Raw genomic sequence first — 17585 nt, forward strand, 5'->3', positions numbered from 1 at the left:
GGGAAGATAATTATGCTATCCCAGCTACTTCGCTCAACATCCTCACCGCCTCGTCAACGCTATCAATTCCCTCAATCCCTAACCGAAGCGTGTTTTTTACCTCTTTTAAATTAGTACGCCTTGGGTTATTTTTTACAAAATCGAGCACATTACGGAAAGCTTCTGTTTCAAAATAGCTTGACTGCTGGTTGGTGATAAAATACCCTCTCAACACGTTTTTCTTGAGCGAGATCTTTTCAAATCCAATTGCTTTACCCAACCATTGCAAACGCATGGTATTTAGCAAACTGTCAACCTGAGGCGGCACAGGGCCAAATCGATCGTGCAACTTTTGCCTGAAAGCGTTTAGCTCAACTTCGTTTTCCAGTTTAGAAAGCTCGGTATACAGGTTATATCGTTCAGAGAGATTAGTCACATATTCATCAGGGATCAGGATCTCCAGGTCGGTATCTATCTGCGTGAAAGAAATGTATGGCCGAGGTTTATCTTCCGGGAACACATCTTTAAACTCATCATCCTTCAGTTCCTGAATAGCCTCGTCCAAAATCTTGTGGTACATTTCAAAGCCTATTTCCGCAATGAAACCGCTTTGCTCGGCGCCAAGCAGGTTACCGCTTCCGCGGATATCCAAATCTCGCATTGCTACGTTGAAACCACTGCCCAGGTCGCTGAACTCTTCAATAGCGCTAAGACGTTTACGGGCCTCGCTGGTGAGCGTTGATAACGGCGGACTTAACAGATAACAATATGCTTTTTTATTGCTCCTGCCTACGCGGCCACGCATCTGGTGCAAATCGCTCAAACCAAACATATGGGCGTAGTTGATGATGATGGTATTGGCATTAGGAATATCCAACCCGGCCTCAATAATTGTTGTGGCCACCAATACATCATACTCGTGGTTCACAAACTTCAACATCACGTCTTCCAGATCGTCACCTTCCAATTGCCCATGCGCTATGCCTATACGGGCCTTAGGAACCAGCTTGCGGATCATACCTCCCAATTGCGGCAAATCGGCCACGCGGTTATGAATAAAGAAGATTTGCCCGCCGCGGTCTATTTCAAATTCAACAGCCTCCTTAATGAGCTTATCATTAAATACATGCAACTCGGTAACTACCGGCTGGCGGTTTGGCGGCGGCGTTGATATGATAGAAAGGTCGCGTGCGCCCATTAACGAAAAATGAAGCGTACGCGGTATAGGCGTTGCAGTTAACGTAAGCGTGTCCACATTGGCGCGCATCTGTTTCAGCTTTTCTTTGGTTGATACGCCAAACTTCTGCTCTTCGTCAATGATCATGAGGCCAAGGTCTTTAAACTTCACATCCTTGCTTACCAAACGATGGGTACCTATGATGATGTCAACCTTGCCCTCCTTTAGTTTCTCTAAGGTATCCTTGATCTGCCTTGTCGATTTAAAGCGGTTTACGTAATCAATGTTGGCAGGGAAACCCTTGAGCCTGTCGGTAAACGTTTTATAATGCTGTGCCGCAAGGATAGTTGTCGGCACCAATATGGCCACCTGCTTGCTATCGGCAACGGCTTTAAAAGCCGCGCGGACAGCTACTTCGGTTTTGCCAAAGCCTACGTCGCCACAAATGAGGCGATCCATAGGGTGTGGCGACTCCATGTCTTTTTTAAAATCGGCAGTGGCCTTTTCCTGGTCGGGCGTATCCTCATACAGGAACGATGCCTCCAATTCGGTTTGCAGATAACTATCGGGCGAAAAGGCATTACCGTGCTGGGCTTTACGGAGGGCGTAAAGCTTGATCAGGTCACGGGCTATGTCCTTAACTTTTTTTTTTGTTGTTTTCTTAAGACGTTCCCAGGTATCAGTCCCCAGCTTATTCATTTTGGGAACTGAGCCCTCTTTACCGCTGAATTTAGAGATACGGTTAAGCGAGTTGATGTTCACATACAGCAGGTCATTATCGGCATAAATAAGCCTGATCATTTCCTGTTGTTTACCGTTTACATCTACTTTTTCCAGGCCGGCGTATTTGCCTATACCATGGTCAATATGGGTAACATAATCGCCGGGCTTAAGGTCACGAAGTTCTTTAAGGGTGATGGCCTGCGAACGCTGGTAGCCTTTGCGCGTTTTGTATTTGTAGTAACGATCAAAAATCTGGTGATCTGTGTAACAGGCCAGTTTTTGCTCCTGGTCGATAAAACCTTCGCGTACCGAAATACTAATAGGCGTAAATTTTACGGTTTTATCCAGATCATCCAAAATGGCGTATAAACGTTCAATCTGTTTAGCCGAATCGGTCAGGATAAAATTCTCAATCTTTTCGGCTTCGTTATTTTTAAAGTTATGGATAAGCAGCGTAAAATCTTTATTGAACGATGGCTGCGGACGCATATCAAAATTGACAACGGTAGCATCATGGTAAAAGAATTGCTTGCCAAACTCCACCACCGGGAAATCGTGTAACTGATCGGCAATCAGTTTTTCGTCGGTAAAGCCAAACTTAGGGTCAATCCAGTCAGGGTTTTGCGCTTTTTCATCTGCCGACAGCGCTTTCCAAAGGTTTACCGCTTTTTTGTACCCGGTTTGGATAATATCCAGCGTAAACTGAACATCTTTTATCCATACCTGTGTACCCGGCTCCACATATTCCAGCAGGGAAATATTATTCTCTGTCAAAAACTTGGATTGAACGTTAGGTACAATGGTAATGCTTTTAACCCGCTCGGCCGATAGCTGGCTTTCGATCTCAAACGTACGGATGGATTCGATGTAATCGCCAAAAAACTCCACCCGGTACGGAAGCATATGCGAAAACGAGAAAATATCAACGATACCGCCGCGAATGGAGAATTGTCCCGGCTCATACACAAAATCAACCCGCTCAAAATCGTACTCAATCAAAAATTCATTGATAAAATCGATGCTGAGTTTATTTTCAACAGCAATTTCAAGTGTGTTTTTTTCGAGCGAGGAACGATCTATAACCTTCTCGGCCAGGGCCTCGGGATAAGTAACAATCAACTGACCGTACTCAGTACTGTGATTAAGCTCATTCAAAACCTCGGCACGGGCGAGCACATTGCTGCTATCTGGCTGGGTAAATTCAAATGGCTTACGGTACGATGAAGGAAATAATAAAGCTTCTTTGCCGGTAAGGTTTTCCAGGTCGGCCTGGAAATAACCCGCTTCTTCGCGGTCGGGCAGTACAAACACCATGTGCTTGTGCTGCAAAAAATACAATGCTACCGCCATGGCCGAATCACTTGATCCCACCAAACCACGTAACTGTACTCTCGGATTTTTTGACGCGTTAAGCGCAGTAGCTAACGCTTTGATCCGGTCATCAGCCTTGTATCTGTCTAATATATCACGGATATTCAAATCGGCGCAAAGATAAGCAAAAAAGAAAAACCAAATTAAAAAGCGTTATGGTAAAAATTAATGAAAACAATATGCGGACTTATTTACTTTTTAATGATAAATTTATGCGTGTAAACAAGCATAGACGCACTTATAAACCTATATAAATTTATAATTATGAAGAATGCAGTTTTATCAGGGGGCATTATTGGAATACTAAGTATTATCTGGATTTTTGCCATGCCGCGTTTAGGCGTTATGCCGCAAAAAGATGTGGTATCCCCGGCCGAATACTTTTCATTTATAATACCGGCCATCGGGCTTTTCTTCGGTATCATGAGCTATCGAAAAAACGACTGTAACGGCCAGATGGGGTTTTTAGAGGCCCTTTTTCAAAGCTTTAAAATATTAATAGTAGGCGGTATCATAGCCGTTTTTGGTTCTATCCTTTATATCAGCTATGTATCATCATCGGGCGATAACATAAAGGATTTTTCTGAACGGATTTTTGGTGCGTTGATAGTTGGGGTACTGCTCGCCTTCGCGGTATCGTTATTGTTCGCCAACAAAGCAAATAAACTTGATTAAGCGTTATTTTTCAAAATATTTCGAACTATTGTTCTGGACAGCGGCGATGCTTTCGTTGGCTATGAGTTCGCCAACGGAGGCGTCGCACTTTACGCTGTGTCCGCTCAAGCTGATGGGCATTGGCTGGTGCCCTGGCTGTGGCCTGGGGCATAGTATTATTTATCTTTTTCACGGCGATATCAGCAACTCGTTCCGTGCACACTGGCTTGGCATCCCCGCCGTGGCCGTGATCTTCAACCGCATTTATGTACTTACAAAGGCGAGATTGATGGAGAGAAGTCAGTTTAAGAGCTTGACTTGATTTTATATGGCGGGGGCGACAATACCGGCCGCAGGCTTAAATATTGTAACGTCAACATTCCTGTCCATTATTTAACGGTATGCTCATTTCCATCTCGTCATTATAAGGTACGAAGCAATCGCGAACCACACAGCGGGCTCTTGCATAGCTACTCTGTAAGCAGGGGATTGCTTCGTTCCTCGCAATGACCTTATTCTAAGTTACTGATTATTAATAATGTTTTTTTGATTCAATTTTTGTAAATATGGGCGTTGCCTGCGGCCCGTGCTATACGCTCATACTACACTGGCATTAGCCACAAGGCCGGTATCCGCTCCTATCACTAACGCGGCCGCCGCACACCATCGCTAAAATATACGCTATACCTCATCACGTTTTTTTCAGGCCCGCCTGATGATTACTCGCAATGACGCTTTGACATAGTATCTAAAACTGTCCGATACTTTTCACCGTCAAAACCCGTCATTTCACCGACTACTTATCTCCGCTAACCTATCTCCTATAGGCGTTTTATATGGTGCGCTGTACCTTTATATCATAAAACAATCGCAAACTTTAAAACTTACTGAGATGAACGCTTATCAAAATCCATATATGTCATTCGACGGTATCACTCCTGAAGAATATACATTTCTGCAACAGGCTACCGCCTCATTAACAGAAGACCAGGCCCGCACTTTTATGTCATTTTATGCCAGCAAAAGGCGCAACCCACAAGATATCATGTTTGCTACGCTTGCCGGTTTCCTTGGTGTATCCGGCGTACAACGCTTCATGACCGATCAGATTGGTATGGGGATCCTTTACTTTTTCACCGCCGGTTTCTGTTTCATCGGTACCATTGTCGACCTGATCAACTATAAAACCATCGCCAACGATTACAACAGGCAAATGGCCTATGAAAGCTTCAACATCGCTAAAATGAGCAACTAAATCCCTTTAAGGGTATAGTTTCACTATATATCAATAAAAAATCCACCTTCTGTTACGGGGTGGATTTTTTTTACCTTTCCCAACCCTCTCCAAAGGAGAGGGCTTAAAAAGGATTATTCTTAAAGTCTCCCTTTAGGGGAGATTTAGAGGGGCTTCTATTTCATCGATTTTTCCCTTATCGCTTTAAACTCCGAACCATTTTTCCAACCGGGGAAAGTTGTTTCGTTGCTTAGCCTGGTGCCAACCTCATACAGGATATTTGCTATCTGGGCCATCCCTGTAGCATCCATTGTATCAGAATAATTATCTGCTTGTTGGTGATAGCGGTTATCGCCATAATCTTTTTGTTTGGCTTCGCCGTAACTGCCATCATGTATTACACTGATACTTCCATTGTTAATATCAAGCGCCGGAATCCCCACTTTGGCAAAGTTGAAATGATCTGATCGGTAATAACTACCAGAACCAGGATGCCTGTCGCCAACCGTGCTCAGGCCTTGCGCTTTAACAATCTCATCAACATAGTCTTCCAGTTCGTTCTGACCTTTACCGGTTACGGCGATATCCTTGGTTTCGCCATAATCACCCAAGGCGTCCATATTCAGGTCGGCAACGGTTTTGTTAACCGGGAAAATCGGGTGAGTGGCATAATATTCTGAGCCCAGTAAACCCTGCTCTTCGGCTGTAACTGCTAAAAACACAATAGAGCGTTTTGGTTTTTCTTTTGCCTTGCTGAAAGCTTTTGCTACGCTTATGATAGCTGCAACGCCATCGGCATTGTCAACAGCGCCATTATAAATACTGTCGCCTTTGGCATCGGGCTTACCTACCCCAAGGTGGTCCCAATGGGCTGTGTACAAGATATATTCATCCGGTTTGGAACTGCCTTTGAGCGTACCTATAACATTGTGCGATGTAGAGTACTTCAACTGGTTGGTAATGGTGAGGTTAACAGACTGTTTTAGCGGGATAGCCTTAAAATCTTTTTTGCGGGCCAGCGCACGAAAATCGCCTGTGATGCCGGCCTCAGCCAATAGCTTTTTACCCATATCTTCGGTGATCCAGCCTTCAACCTTGCAACGGTTCATATGCTTATCTTTTTGCTGCAGGTAAAGTTTGGCGCCGGTATTACTGTTAGCCACTACTTCCCAGCCATAACTTGCCGGTTCTTTTTGGTGAATGATGAGCACTCCCGCTGCTCCCTGGCGGGCAGCTTCTTCATACTTATAAGTCCAGCGGCCGTAATAGGTCATGGTATCGCCTTTGAAAAATGTAGGATCACCATTTTTAAATCCGGGGTCGTTCACCAACACCACAACGGTTTTGCCTTTAACATCAAGGCCGGCATAATCATTCCAGTGATATTCCGGCGCAACAACGCCATATCCCGCAAAAACAAGCGGCGAGTTTTTAAGCGTTACCGAATCAACCTCACGGCGACTGAACGTCACGAAATCAGTAGTAGCTTTAAGGCTGAGCGGGCTTTTACCACCAGTAATCTCCATTACAGGCGATGGCGTGCTGGTGATCTGCACCATGGGTACGTCCTGGAAATAACTGCCATTGTTACCTGGCTCAAGTCCGGCTGCCTTAAACTGCTCGGAGATGTATTTGATGGCCTTGTCTTCGCCGGGGGTGAAAGGCTTGCGGCCCATCATCGAGTCATTAGCCAATGCCGAGATATACTTTTTGATTTCGGCGGGGGTAACGGCCTTTTCGGCGGGTACGTTTTTGTTATTCTGGCAGCCTGCAAAAATAGCGAGACCGCCTAAGAGCATTAGGTATCTGTGTTTGATTTTCATATTGATGAGAAATTTTGCGAAAGAACCGAATTTACGCAAATCCCCGGCAATTCTCCAATTGCCATATGTGCGATGAAGTTTTAAGCACGAAATATTCGTTCAGAATTATTTTTTCAGCTTCAACTCGGGCCTGCTAAGCTTTATCACTTGCCAGGCCACTTCCGCGCTTGATAAAGCCACCAATGCAAAAACAGCAGCCGAAAGCGCCTTTGGTGTCGAACTTAATGCACCGCCAAGCGCAACACTGTAAACAATAAATGGCAACAGCAAAACCAGGCAAAGCCCGGTAACACTAAGCGGGATGCGGAAAGGCCTTTCCTTTAACGGCTCTTTAATGCGGAGTTTTATAAGGGCGATATATTCTAACGACAGTCCGGCACCATAAACCGTTACATCAATAATGAGCAGGTCGGCGAAGGTCCACAGCACCATAAAGCTTACCACTATAGAGCAGATAATGATGGAAATAAACGGTGTTTTAAAGCGAGGGTGAAGCCTGTTGAGCCCTTTGGGCAATAAATTATCTTCGGACATTACCTGCGGTACACGCGATACCGACAACAATACCGCAGTGTAAATACCCAGGGTACTGGCCATGCCACCCGCTGCCACCACTATCCCCAGCCAGTGCCCGCCAATAAGTACGCCCAACGCCGGGAACCCGCTATCGGTTAAGGTATCATGATTAATACCCGATTGCTGGGCTACCCAAATGGCAAAAAAGTACACCACCATTACCAGGGCAAAAGCGGTAAAAATAGAAACCAGGTAAGAGCGTACCGGTTTCTCAACCTCCTCGGCATAGGTAGTTACGTTGTCCCAACCCAGGCAGTTCCACATCACGGTGTACAGCGCCATCCCAAATGATGGAAAACTGAGCCCTTTTAATGAAGTTGCGGGAATGTGCATTGCCCCGCTATGATGGTATATACCTAAGGCTATCAGCAATATAATTGGAGCGAGTACAGCAGCACTTAAAAATACCGAAACCCTACCTACAGGCATAATGCCCAAAATGTTTAAGCCTGCCGATGCCCAGATGATCACTAAACAAACCGGGATCTGAAAATTCAAGAGCTCCGGAAAAAAGAAACCGGCATACTGCACAAACAGCACCGGGTAAATGGCGAGATCTACAAAAGTATAAAGCCAGGTCCACCAGCCTTCAATAAAACCCCAATGCGTCCCCAATGCATATTTCACCCATTTATAATAACCTCCGGTTATCGGCATCATGCTATTCAGTTCAAGCACCGTAAATATGGCAGGAACGTCCCACATCAACGGGGTTATCAGCAGAATGATCAATGCCCCATGATCGCCGGCATAGCTTAACAGCGGCTCGAGGCCATAAGGGCCGCCAGATACAGTAAAGAAAATAACAGCGACAAGCTGTATGGGACGTATTTTTTTTAATGAGGCTGCAGAGGGCATAAGCTATAAAAATATAACTTATACATTAATATTTTAATTTTTTGTTGGGCTCTCCGCTATTCTAAACGGTCGTTTAAATCGATGCCGCGTTTACCGACATAAAAATTTCATTGCCGTTGGTTTTAACCAACGGAATAATGATTAGCAACAAGAGGGCTTCAGCCCAACTCCGCTTGTATAGTTAAGCTAAAGCCTGGACTTTTAACTTTCTCAAACCGTTGGTTAAAACCAACGGCAATGAGTATTTCGTTTTCAAAAGCTTTCTAATGATTATCCTTATCCCTGGTATCCATGATAATTGTCACCGGGCCATCATTCAGCAAGTTGATTTTCATATCCGCACCAAAAATACCGGTCGCTACTTTTTTGCCGGTTAGTGTTTCAAGTGCCTGGATCATCTGTTCATACATCGGGATAGCCTTATCAGGCTTAGCAGCCCTTAAAAACGACGGGCGATTGCCCTTTTTGGTTTGGGCAAAAAGCGTGAATTGGGAGATCAGTAGGATATCGCCATTAATATCGGCAAGGGCTTTGTTCATAAGGCCGTTCTCATCACTAAAAACACGCATACCTACTATCTTATTAGCCAGCCACTGCAGGTCCTCGACAGTATCGGCATCTTCAATACCCAGTAAAACCAAAAAGCCGGCGGCTATTTCACCGGTAATCTTTCCATCAACAGTACAGCTTGCCCGGGTAACGCGTTGCAGAACAGCTCTCATATATTATCGAACATTAATTTTTTACTAATAAAACGATTTTCGCAAATTTCCGGGTACTATTTTAATAACATTAGTGTCAATTCCGCCGGTTAATGAATTTTCGTAGCCCATCATTCGTTTAATTAGGGCGTAATTAATTAAGTTCGCAACCGCTATTATGTATATCTAATTAATAGGATAAAAAAATGAGTACCAAAAGAGGCTTCACTACCACCATATTACATGCCGACCGTTTGGGCAAACCCGAACACGGTTCATTGCATAAACCTATCCATACCTCGGTAACCTACGGACACGAGGATGTGCAGGATTTGGTTGATATTTTCCAGAACAAAAAAAGCGGCTACGCTTATTCGCGCCAGGGTAACCCTACCGTTACCGCTTTAGAGCAAAAGGTATCCCAAATGGAAAAAAGTGTATCAAGTATCGCTTTCTCAACCGGTATGGCGGCTATTTCGGCAACGGTAATGGCACTTATTAAAGGTACCGATCATATTGTAGCCAGCTCATTCCTGTTTGGTAACAGCCGCAGTATTTTCCAAACCTTTATTGATATGGGTATCAGCATTGATTTTGTTGATGCAACCAATGTTGATCATGTACGTGCGGCAGTAAAAGAAAATACCCGCATGGTGTTTGTCGAAACCATTGCCAACCCGGCCACTCAAATTGCCGATCTTAAAAACATTGGCGACCTATGCGAAGAAAAAGGCATTATGTACGTGGTTGATAACACCATGACCTCGCCATATTTGTTTAACCCGATAATCGTTAAAGCCAGTTTGGTAATTAACTCGCTTACCAAATACATTGGCGGTCACGGCAATGCTCTTGGTGGCGCGGTAACCAACACCGGCTTATTTGACTGGGCAAATTATCCAAACATTTTCCCCGGCTTTAAAGCGACTGTTAAGCCAGAAAATCTGGGCATGACCCAAATCCGCAAGAAAGGCTTACGTGACGGCGGTGGTACTTTATCGCCGGAGGCCGCGCACAGCATTTCTGTAGGTGCCGAAACATTAGCTCTACGCCTTGACCGTGCCTGCAGCAATGCTTTGGCACTGGCTAAATATTTTGACAATCACCCTATGGTTAAAAAAGTGTTTTATCCAGGTATCAAGTCGCACCCGCAGCATGCGTTGGCAGGTGAACTGTTCGCCCGTTATGGCGGTTTGATGAGCATCGAGTTGGATGAAAGTATCGATTGCCTTGCATTTTTGAATAAACTGAAACTGGTTGTAAAATCAAGCAACCTTGGCGATACCCGCACACTGGCCATCCCGGTTGCGCAAACCATTTTCTTTGAGCTTGGTGCTGAACGGCGCGCCGAAATGGGCATCCCCGAAAGCATGATCCGTCTGTCGGTAGGTATTGAAGACCTTGAAGATTTACTTGAAGATTTCAAAACCGCTTTAGGCGAATAAATACTAAGGCCTTGTGTTATTCACAAGGCCTTTTTTATTGAATGATTATTTGGCAAAACTATCTTATCAGCATGCAAAATAATTTTCATTAACCGATAGGGGTTTACATATTCTTTGTTGTAATATAGACATATGAAAACCTATAAAACCTTGAAAACACTTCTTTCCATTCTGACCTTCGTGCTGCTGTCAAACGTCATTGCAGCACAAACCAACCCAGATTCTTTAACAACTAAATTGCAGCAGACTTTTACGAAGGAAAGCCTGCCTGGCATGTATGTGATCATGACCGATGGTAATAAAATTACTTATTCGCACAGTTTTGGTTATGCCGATATAGCTAATCAGGTTCCTTATTCGGCCAATACGGTTCAAAACATTGGCTCGGTGAGCAAAACTGTTATAGCCGTAGCGTTGATGAAAGCTATCGAGTTAAAGTATTTTACGCTGGAAACAGATATTAACGATGTGCTGCCCTTCAAAGTAACCAATCCTAATGATCCCAACGGAAAAATAACCATCAGGGAATTAACCAACCACACATCGGGCATTGTTGATAACCCCGAAATTTATCACTACAGCTATCACTTTTATCCTAAACTAAGGGCTTATGACAGTGTTTCGGTAAACACGCTGAATCAGATGGGCTTTGGCGATAAACTAAAGGATACTACCCTTGCGCAATTCTTTTTCAACTATTTATCGCCACAAGGCCAGTATTACGGCAAAGCCAATTTTGGCGAAGGGCCCGCGGGAGGCACGTCCTCATATTGCAACATTGGTTCGGCGCTGGTGGCATATCTTATCGAGATTAAATCGGGACTTACTTACGCGGATTTCACCAGGAAATATATTCTTAAACCACTAAAGATGGACCATTCAGGCTGGCATGTATCAGATATAGATTTAAAAAAGCACGCCTATTTGTATCTCGACCTCAAGAACCGGTTTCCGTTATATGACCTGGTTACTTATCCCGACGGTGGCCTCAAGACTTCGCCTGAAGATTTGAGCAAGTATTTGATGGCGATTGCCAGGCATGACAAAAGACTGCTAACCGAAGCATCATATCAGGCTATGTTTACAGCGCAGTTCAGCAAAGAGCATCCTCCTAAAAACATCAATTTAACCTACCGCAATAAAGGCATTTTCTGGAATTTATATACCAACGGCACTATTGGCCATGATGGTGATGATCCGGGCGTTGGGACATATTTGTTTTTTAATACCACAACTGGCAAAGGAGGCTTGTTCCTAACTAATAAATATCTGCCTAATAAGCAGGCTATTGTTGATGTGTTGGTGAAGGAAGCAGAGAAGAAGTAAGTAAACCTAAAAATAGCGCGGTGATCATCAGTCTAAAAAACAATGTCATTGCGAGGAGGAACGACGAAGCAATCTCGTAACTATACAGATCGGTCATGCATTGGCTACGAGATTGCCACGCTGCGCTCGCAATGACATATTTTTTAACGAGGCCTTGCTTAAAAAAAGCTTGCTTTCTTGTCTCTTGATTCCAAAAATCCTGGTTCTTTTTCCTGCTTCCTGACTCTAACAGTCTTGCTTCTAAATCAGGCTCTTGTGTCGTTGCCGTTGTAAATACTCAGGTAACTATCGTAACGTGTCGGCGAAATCTCACCTTCTTCTAAAGCTTCAAGTACGGCGCAGCCGGGTTCGTTAATGTGGCGGCAATTATTAAAACGGCATTCGTTCATGCGTTCGCGCATTTCTGGGAAGAAATGGCCAAGCTCCGGTTTTTCAATGTCGATAACGCCCAGTTCGCGAATGCCGGGGGTATCAATGATAAAGCCACCCTGTGGCAGTTCAAACATTTCGGCAAAGGTAGTGGTGTGCATACCCTTGTCGCTCCAGTCGGATATCATGTGTGTACGTAGCTCAAGCTCGGGCAGCAGCGCATTAATTAGGCTGGATTTACCTACACCCGAGTGACCGGAAAACAGGGTTACCTTATCTTTCAGCAGATCCTGTACCTGGTCGATATTTGTGCCTTCAATGGCTGAAACTTCAAAACAGGGATAACCGATATCTTCATAAATAGCCTTGTAATCGGCTAAAATCTCCAGACCTTCGTCGCTGAAAAGGTCCAGCTTGTTAAATACCAATCTTGCCGGGATATCGTAGGCTTCGGCGGTTACCAAAAAACGGTCAATAAAACCGAGGGAGGTTCGTGGAGAAGCCAGCGTTACTACCAGTATGGCCTGATCGAGATTGGCAGCAATGATCTGGGCCTGCTTGCTCAGGTTAATTGCCTTACGGATGATATAATTTTTGCGTTGATGCAGATTGGTAATCACACCATCTTCACGGTCGGGCTCCATTTCAAAATCAACCACGTCGCCAACAGCTATGGGGTTGGTGGTAGTAATACCTTTTATACGGAACTTGCCCTTGATGCGGCAATCTATCTTTTGCCCATCGGGGGTTTGTACCTGGTACCAGCTTCCGGTTGATTTTGTTATTAATCCCTGCATATTCAAGCTTCAAAAGTAACAAATTAAATTTATTGCGGATTTTTTAGCCAGGAAGGTAATCGCCCGAAAATCGCATTCAGAAGCACGGGGCTCCTATGGAGCCGGATGTGAAGTTACATTTTGGCTATAAACACGATACTCCTTCGGAGTTCTGCCTATTGTAAACTTATAACCGGAGTATCACAATACCTGCAAATTTTTTTTGACGGGACCATATTTCCGACAAATACGATACTCTTACTGCATTCTGTTCTTGTATTAGCACTCCGTAGGAGTATCGTGTTTATAGCAAATCCGCTCAACAAATAACGGCTCCGTAGGCGCCACGTGTACATCTTAAACCACGGGTAGCTGTTTATAAAATCTTTTATTTATCATCCTCATTAATTAGATCCAGACTTACGAAGTTTTTGAAACTTCGTAAGTCTTCAACACCCTGTGCAAATCTTCAACAACACTTGCCGCTGATAAAACCTTTTACTTATCACCCTCATTATCAAATCCATCATTTACTTACCCAACTACCTGATAATTATTACGAAAATCATAATTTGTAAAATAATCCTTGCTTATTAAAAAATAATCTACTTACTTTACAGACATTATATATGACAATTAACAACACCATTACTACAATTATTATTACCACCGGCATAAACCTCGGAGGAAGATAATCGTATGGTGTAAAAACATAAAAAATGAAACCAAAAGAAAAACCTTCCTCCACAAAGAGGAAGGTTTTTTTTGTTATAGAACGATTACTAAACCATAAATGAAAGTTTTAAAATTCGGAGGTACTTCCGTTGGATCCGCAGCCAGTATCCAAACCCTGTTAAGCATCCTGAAGGATGAAGTAAAAAATGAAGAGAAGCCGGTGGTGGTATTATCTGCCATGGGCGGCGTAACCAACCTGCTTTCGGCTATGGCCGAAGACGCGGCAAACGGTAAAGAGTTCACCGCCGGTTTGGCCGAATTGGAAAAACGCCACTTTGATACGGTAAAAGCCCTTTTGGATGTTCAAAACCAAAACCCGGCGCTTACCCGTTTAAAAATTCACTTCAACCAACTGGAAGAACTTTTACAGGGCGTGCTTACCCTTCGCGAACTTACCCCGAAAACGCGCGATCAGGTATTGGCCTTCGGCGAGCGCTGCTCAACCCTCATGGTGAGCAAAGTTGCAGCCCAGCACTTTGGCGATGTGTTGTTTGTTGATGCCGCTGATGTGATCAAAACCGACAGCGCTTTCGGCAATGCCAAGGTAAACACCGAGCTTACCGAAAGACTGGTACAGGGCCTGTATGCCGAAAATAAAGGCAAAACATTAATCGTTACCGGTTTCATCGCCTCAAACGATGCCGGGCAAACCACTACTTTAGGTCGCGGTGGTTCTGATTATACTGCTGCTATCTTCGGCGCGGCGTTAAATGCCCAGGAAATCCAGATCTGGACAGATGTTAACGGCATGATGACCGCCGATCCGCGCATGGTTAAAAAAGCGTTCTCTTTAACCGAGCTTACTTATACCGAAGCTATGGAGCTTTCATACTTTGGTGCCAAGGTGATCTATCCGCCAACCATGATCCCGGCGTTCTTAAAGAAGATCCCTATCGTTATCAAAAATACTTTTGAACCGGAGTTTGCTGGTACCGTGATCCGTCACGATTGCAAGGCCTCTACCCTGCCAATCAAAGGTATTTCCTCTATCAATAACATCAGCATCCTCAATTTAGAAGGTAGCGGCATGGTGGGCAAATCGGGCTTTAGTGGCCGCTTATTCTCCCTGCTTGCCCGCGAGCAGATCAACGTGATCCTGATCACCCAGTCATCATCTGAGCATAGCATCACCTTTGCTGTTCAGCCACAGGATACCGAAAAGGCTAAACAAGTTATAGAGCAGGAGTTTGAGTTAGAGCTTGCAGCCAAAAAACTGGAGCATTTAGTAATCGAAAAAAATCTGGCTATCCTGGCAATCGTAGGCGAAAACATGAAACAAACGCCGGGCATGTCGGGCAAATTGTTCCATGCGCTTGGCCGTAATGGTGTAAACGTAAGGGCTATTGCTCAGGGTTCCTCAGAGTATAATATCTCGGTGATCATCTCAGCTAACGACCTATCGAAGGCTTTGAACGCCGTGCATGACGCTTTCTTTGTGCAGCTTACCAAAACCCTGCACGCGTTTTGTTTGGGCACCGGTAACATCGGCAAAACAATGTTTAACCAACTTAACGCCCACAGCGAGTATCTGAAAGACAATAACGGCATCCAGGTTAAAATAGCTGGTATCAGCAATACCCGCAAAATGACATTCAACAGTGATGGTATTTCGTTAGATACCTGGCAGGATGACCTACAGGCCTCCCCTTACGAGGCCGATCTGCAATCGTTCATCAATCGGATGAAAGAAATGAACCTGCCAAACTGTGTATTTATCGACAATACTGCAAGCCCGGTTCCAATTGGTTTTTACGAAGAGGTTTTCAAAGCCAATATCTCGGTGATCACCTGTAATAAAATAGGTAACTCGGGCAGCTATCAGCAATACCGTACTTTTAAAGATACCGCCCGCGCCCATGGCGTCGATTTCTTTTACGAAACCAACGTTGGTGCAGGTCTGCCTATCATCAATACCCTTAAAAACCTGATGAACAGCGGCGACAGGGTGCAGCGCATCGAAGCAATACTTTCGGGCACTATATCGTTCATCTTTAATAACTTTAAGGGTGATGCCAATTTCCACGATGTGGTAAAAGAGGCGCAAGACAAAGGTTATACCGAACCAGATCCTCGTGATGACCTGAGCGGAAAGGATTTTATGCGCAAAATGCTCATCCTGGCCCGCGATGCCGGTTACGCCCTTGAAGAAAGTGACGTACAAATAGAAAGCGTATTGCCAAAAGCAAGTCTGGAAGCTAAAAGCGTTGAAGATTTTTATGCGACCCTTAAAACCGAAGACGCGCATTTTGCCAAACTAAAAGATGCAGCCGAAAAAGACGGTCGCGTGTTGCGCTACATCGGTAAGCTGGAAGATGGTAAAGTAAGTATCACCCTGCAAATGGTTGATGAAAACCATCCGTTCTACATGCTGTCGGGCAGTGATAACATTATATCTTTTACTACCGACAGGTATCGCGAGCGCCCACTGGTTGTAAAAGGCCCTGGCGCAGGTGCCGAAGTAACCGCCGCCGGCGTATTTGCTGATTTAATAAACGTGGGCGCGAATTAAAAGCCGTTTTCGCTCCCCTCTTGAGAGGGGGCGCGCAGGAAATGAGCGAAAGCAGGGGTGTGTTATCCAAGCGATAAGCAAAAAACAGAAACACACCCCTCCACCCCTCTCAAGAGGGGAATCGCACAGGCGCAGCTTAAAAGCGACGAATGATAGTTTGATATTTTGAATAATGGAAGATAATAAGTTACAAGAATTAGCCCCTGCACCTTTGGCTCCTCTTTCAGTGGGTGGGGGCCGGGAGAGCATCCACGTTTTTGCTCCGGCAACTGTGGCCAATGTGGTTTGCGGTTTTGATGTACTGGGTTTCGCGGTTGATGAGCCTGGTGATGAGGTAATCATGCGCCTGACCGGAAAACCGGGTATCACCATCAGCAAAATTACCGGCGATGACGGTCGTCTGCCCCTTGATCCGGCAAAAAACACGGTAAGTGTTAGTGTTCAGCATTATTTACAGAGTGTTGGCCGTAGCGATATTGGTTTGGATATCGAGTTGCATAAAAAAATGCCTATCGGCAGTGGTTTGGGCTCAAGCTCGGCCAGTACAGTTGCCGGTTTGTTTGCTATCAAAACATTATTAGGTGATGATGCCGACCCGATAAACCTGTTACCATTTGCCATGAAAGGCGAAGAAATGGCTTGCGGTCATGGTCACGCGGATAACGTTGCTCCTGCCCTGTTTGGTGGTTTTGTATTGATCCGCAGTTACGAGCCGCTTGATGTGGTAAGGCTGCCGCATCCTAAAAACCTGTGGTGTGCTATCGTATTCCCGGATGTGGATGTACCAACAAGGGAAGCGCGTCAGATTATCCGCAAAAATATCCAGATGAAGGATGCTGTAACACAGTGGGGCAATATTGCCGGCCTGGTGAGCGGTTTATTTATGCAGGATATCGACCTGATTGGCCGCAGCATGAAAGATGTGCTGGTTGAACCTGTACGTTCTATGCTCATACCCGACTTTTATAAAATGCGCGAAATGGCCATGGAACTTGGCGCCGTGAGCTTTGGCATATCAGGCTCAGGCCCTTCGGTTTTTGCCTTTACTAAAGATGAAGCAACCGCCCGTACCATCACTCAAAAGTTGCAACAGCATTTAACCGCGTTAAAGATCGGCTCAAACAGTTACGTATCAACCATTAATGACGCAGGGCCTAAGGTTTTGGGATAGTTTTAAGTCTTAAGTCCAGAGTCGTAAGTTTTAGGTCAAAACAATAAAAGCCATGTCATTATAAGGTACGAAGCAATCTCCGATTAGCAGGTTCGCCCTGTATAGTTCGCGATTGCTTCGTACCTCGCAATGACGAGATGGAGAAATCCATAAATTGA

The 17585-nt window shown here is 44.7% G+C and carries 12 protein-coding genes; 7 read left to right on the forward strand and 5 right to left on the reverse strand.

Features of this window, described 5'->3' with window-relative positions; translation table 11 throughout:
* Positions 1–10: 10 nt before the first annotated feature.
* Positions 11–3358, reverse strand: coding sequence for a transcription-repair coupling factor (gene mfd / locus DUL71_RS18730; protein WP_114939533.1), 3348 nt, complete (start codon positions 3356–3358; stop codon positions 11–13).
* Positions 3359–3514: 156 nt separating this feature from the next.
* On the opposite strand from mfd, the gene DUL71_RS18735 reads away from it, so the two are divergent.
* From DUL71_RS18735 to DUL71_RS18745, 3 genes are all read left to right on the forward strand, one after another.
* Positions 3515–3925 (forward strand): DUF4199 domain-containing protein, encoded by a 411-nt coding sequence (locus DUL71_RS18735; protein WP_112568296.1) that lies wholly within the window; start codon positions 3515–3517, stop codon positions 3923–3925.
* A gap of 61 nt (positions 3926–3986) precedes the next feature.
* On the forward strand, positions 3987–4226 hold the full coding sequence (locus DUL71_RS18740) for a DUF2752 domain-containing protein (RefSeq protein WP_244228794.1): 240 nt from the start codon (positions 3987–3989) through the stop codon (positions 4224–4226).
* Positions 4227–4796: 570 nt separating this feature from the next.
* Positions 4797–5159: a TM2 domain-containing protein gene (locus DUL71_RS18745; protein WP_091210286.1), complete on the forward strand. Its 363-nt coding sequence runs from the start codon at positions 4797–4799 to the stop codon at positions 5157–5159.
* A gap of 155 nt (positions 5160–5314) precedes the next feature.
* Here the strand turns inward: DUL71_RS18745 and DUL71_RS18750 are convergent, their stop codons facing one another.
* From DUL71_RS18750 to dtd, 3 genes are all read right to left on the reverse strand, one after another.
* Positions 5315–6961, reverse strand: coding sequence for a M28 family metallopeptidase (locus DUL71_RS18750; protein ID WP_114939534.1), 1647 nt, complete (start codon positions 6959–6961; stop codon positions 5315–5317).
* Between the two features lie 105 nt (positions 6962–7066).
* On the reverse strand, positions 7067–8395 hold the full coding sequence (locus DUL71_RS18755; protein ID WP_114939535.1) for an APC family permease: 1329 nt from the start codon (positions 8393–8395) through the stop codon (positions 7067–7069).
* A 263-nt stretch (positions 8396–8658) separates the two neighbouring features.
* Complete coding sequence (gene dtd / locus DUL71_RS18760; RefSeq protein WP_114939536.1) at positions 8659–9117, reverse strand: D-aminoacyl-tRNA deacylase; 459 nt, start codon at positions 9115–9117, stop codon at positions 8659–8661.
* A gap of 185 nt (positions 9118–9302) precedes the next feature.
* Between dtd and DUL71_RS18765 the strand changes: the two genes are divergently transcribed.
* Both DUL71_RS18765 and DUL71_RS18770 read left to right on the forward strand, forming a co-directional pair.
* Complete coding sequence (locus tag DUL71_RS18765; protein ID WP_114939537.1) at positions 9303–10541, forward strand: cystathionine gamma-synthase family protein; 1239 nt, start codon at positions 9303–9305, stop codon at positions 10539–10541.
* Between the two features lie 132 nt (positions 10542–10673).
* The gene (locus tag DUL71_RS18770; RefSeq protein WP_114939538.1) at positions 10674–11867 is read left to right on the forward strand and encodes a serine hydrolase domain-containing protein; all 1194 of its coding nucleotides are present in this window, start codon (positions 10674–10676) and stop codon (positions 11865–11867) included.
* Positions 11868–12112: 245 nt separating this feature from the next.
* Here the strand turns inward: DUL71_RS18770 and rsgA are convergent, their stop codons facing one another.
* Positions 12113–13033 (reverse strand): ribosome small subunit-dependent GTPase A, encoded by a 921-nt coding sequence (gene rsgA, locus DUL71_RS18775; protein WP_114939539.1) that lies wholly within the window; start codon positions 13031–13033, stop codon positions 12113–12115.
* Positions 13034–13805: 772 nt separating this feature from the next.
* Here rsgA and thrA point away from each other — a divergent pair.
* The gene (thrA, locus tag DUL71_RS18780; RefSeq protein WP_114939540.1) at positions 13806–16256 is read left to right on the forward strand and encodes a bifunctional aspartate kinase/homoserine dehydrogenase I; all 2451 of its coding nucleotides are present in this window, start codon (positions 13806–13808) and stop codon (positions 16254–16256) included.
* A gap of 172 nt (positions 16257–16428) precedes the next feature.
* Positions 16429–17427: a homoserine kinase gene (locus DUL71_RS18785; protein ID WP_114939541.1), complete on the forward strand. Its 999-nt coding sequence runs from the start codon at positions 16429–16431 to the stop codon at positions 17425–17427.
* Positions 17428–17585: the final 158 nt, after the last annotated feature.

Origin of the sequence: Mucilaginibacter endophyticus (assembly GCF_003351025.1) — a bacterium.
Taxonomy (GTDB): domain Bacteria; phylum Bacteroidota; class Bacteroidia; order Sphingobacteriales; family Sphingobacteriaceae; genus Mucilaginibacter; species Mucilaginibacter endophyticus.

Excerpts from the sequence above, each read along its gene's own strand:
- DUL71_RS18785 (WP_114939541.1), top strand. The coding sequence starts at position 16,429 with ATGGAAGATAATAAGTTACAAGAATTAGCCCCTGCACCTTTGGCTCCT.
- DUL71_RS18735 (WP_112568296.1), top strand. The coding sequence starts at position 3,515 with ATGAAGAATGCAGTTTTATCAGGGGGCATTATTGGAATACTAAGTATT.
- dtd (WP_114939536.1), bottom strand. The coding sequence starts at position 9,117 with ATGAGAGCTGTTCTGCAACGCGTTACCCGGGCAAGCTGTACTGTTGAT.
- rsgA (WP_114939539.1), bottom strand. The coding sequence starts at position 13,033 with ATGCAGGGATTAATAACAAAATCAACCGGAAGCTGGTACCAGGTACAA.
- DUL71_RS18745 (WP_091210286.1), top strand. The coding sequence starts at position 4,797 with ATGAACGCTTATCAAAATCCATATATGTCATTCGACGGTATCACTCCT.
- DUL71_RS18755 (WP_114939535.1), bottom strand. The coding sequence starts at position 8,395 with ATGCCCTCTGCAGCCTCATTAAAAAAAATACGTCCCATACAGCTTGTC.
- thrA (WP_114939540.1), top strand. The coding sequence starts at position 13,806 with ATGAAAGTTTTAAAATTCGGAGGTACTTCCGTTGGATCCGCAGCCAGT.
- DUL71_RS18740 (WP_244228794.1), top strand. The coding sequence starts at position 3,987 with ATGAGTTCGCCAACGGAGGCGTCGCACTTTACGCTGTGTCCGCTCAAG.
- DUL71_RS18750 (WP_114939534.1), bottom strand. The coding sequence starts at position 6,961 with ATGAAAATCAAACACAGATACCTAATGCTCTTAGGCGGTCTCGCTATT.
- DUL71_RS18770 (WP_114939538.1), top strand. The coding sequence starts at position 10,674 with ATGAAAACCTATAAAACCTTGAAAACACTTCTTTCCATTCTGACCTTC.
- DUL71_RS18765 (WP_114939537.1), top strand. The coding sequence starts at position 9,303 with ATGAGTACCAAAAGAGGCTTCACTACCACCATATTACATGCCGACCGT.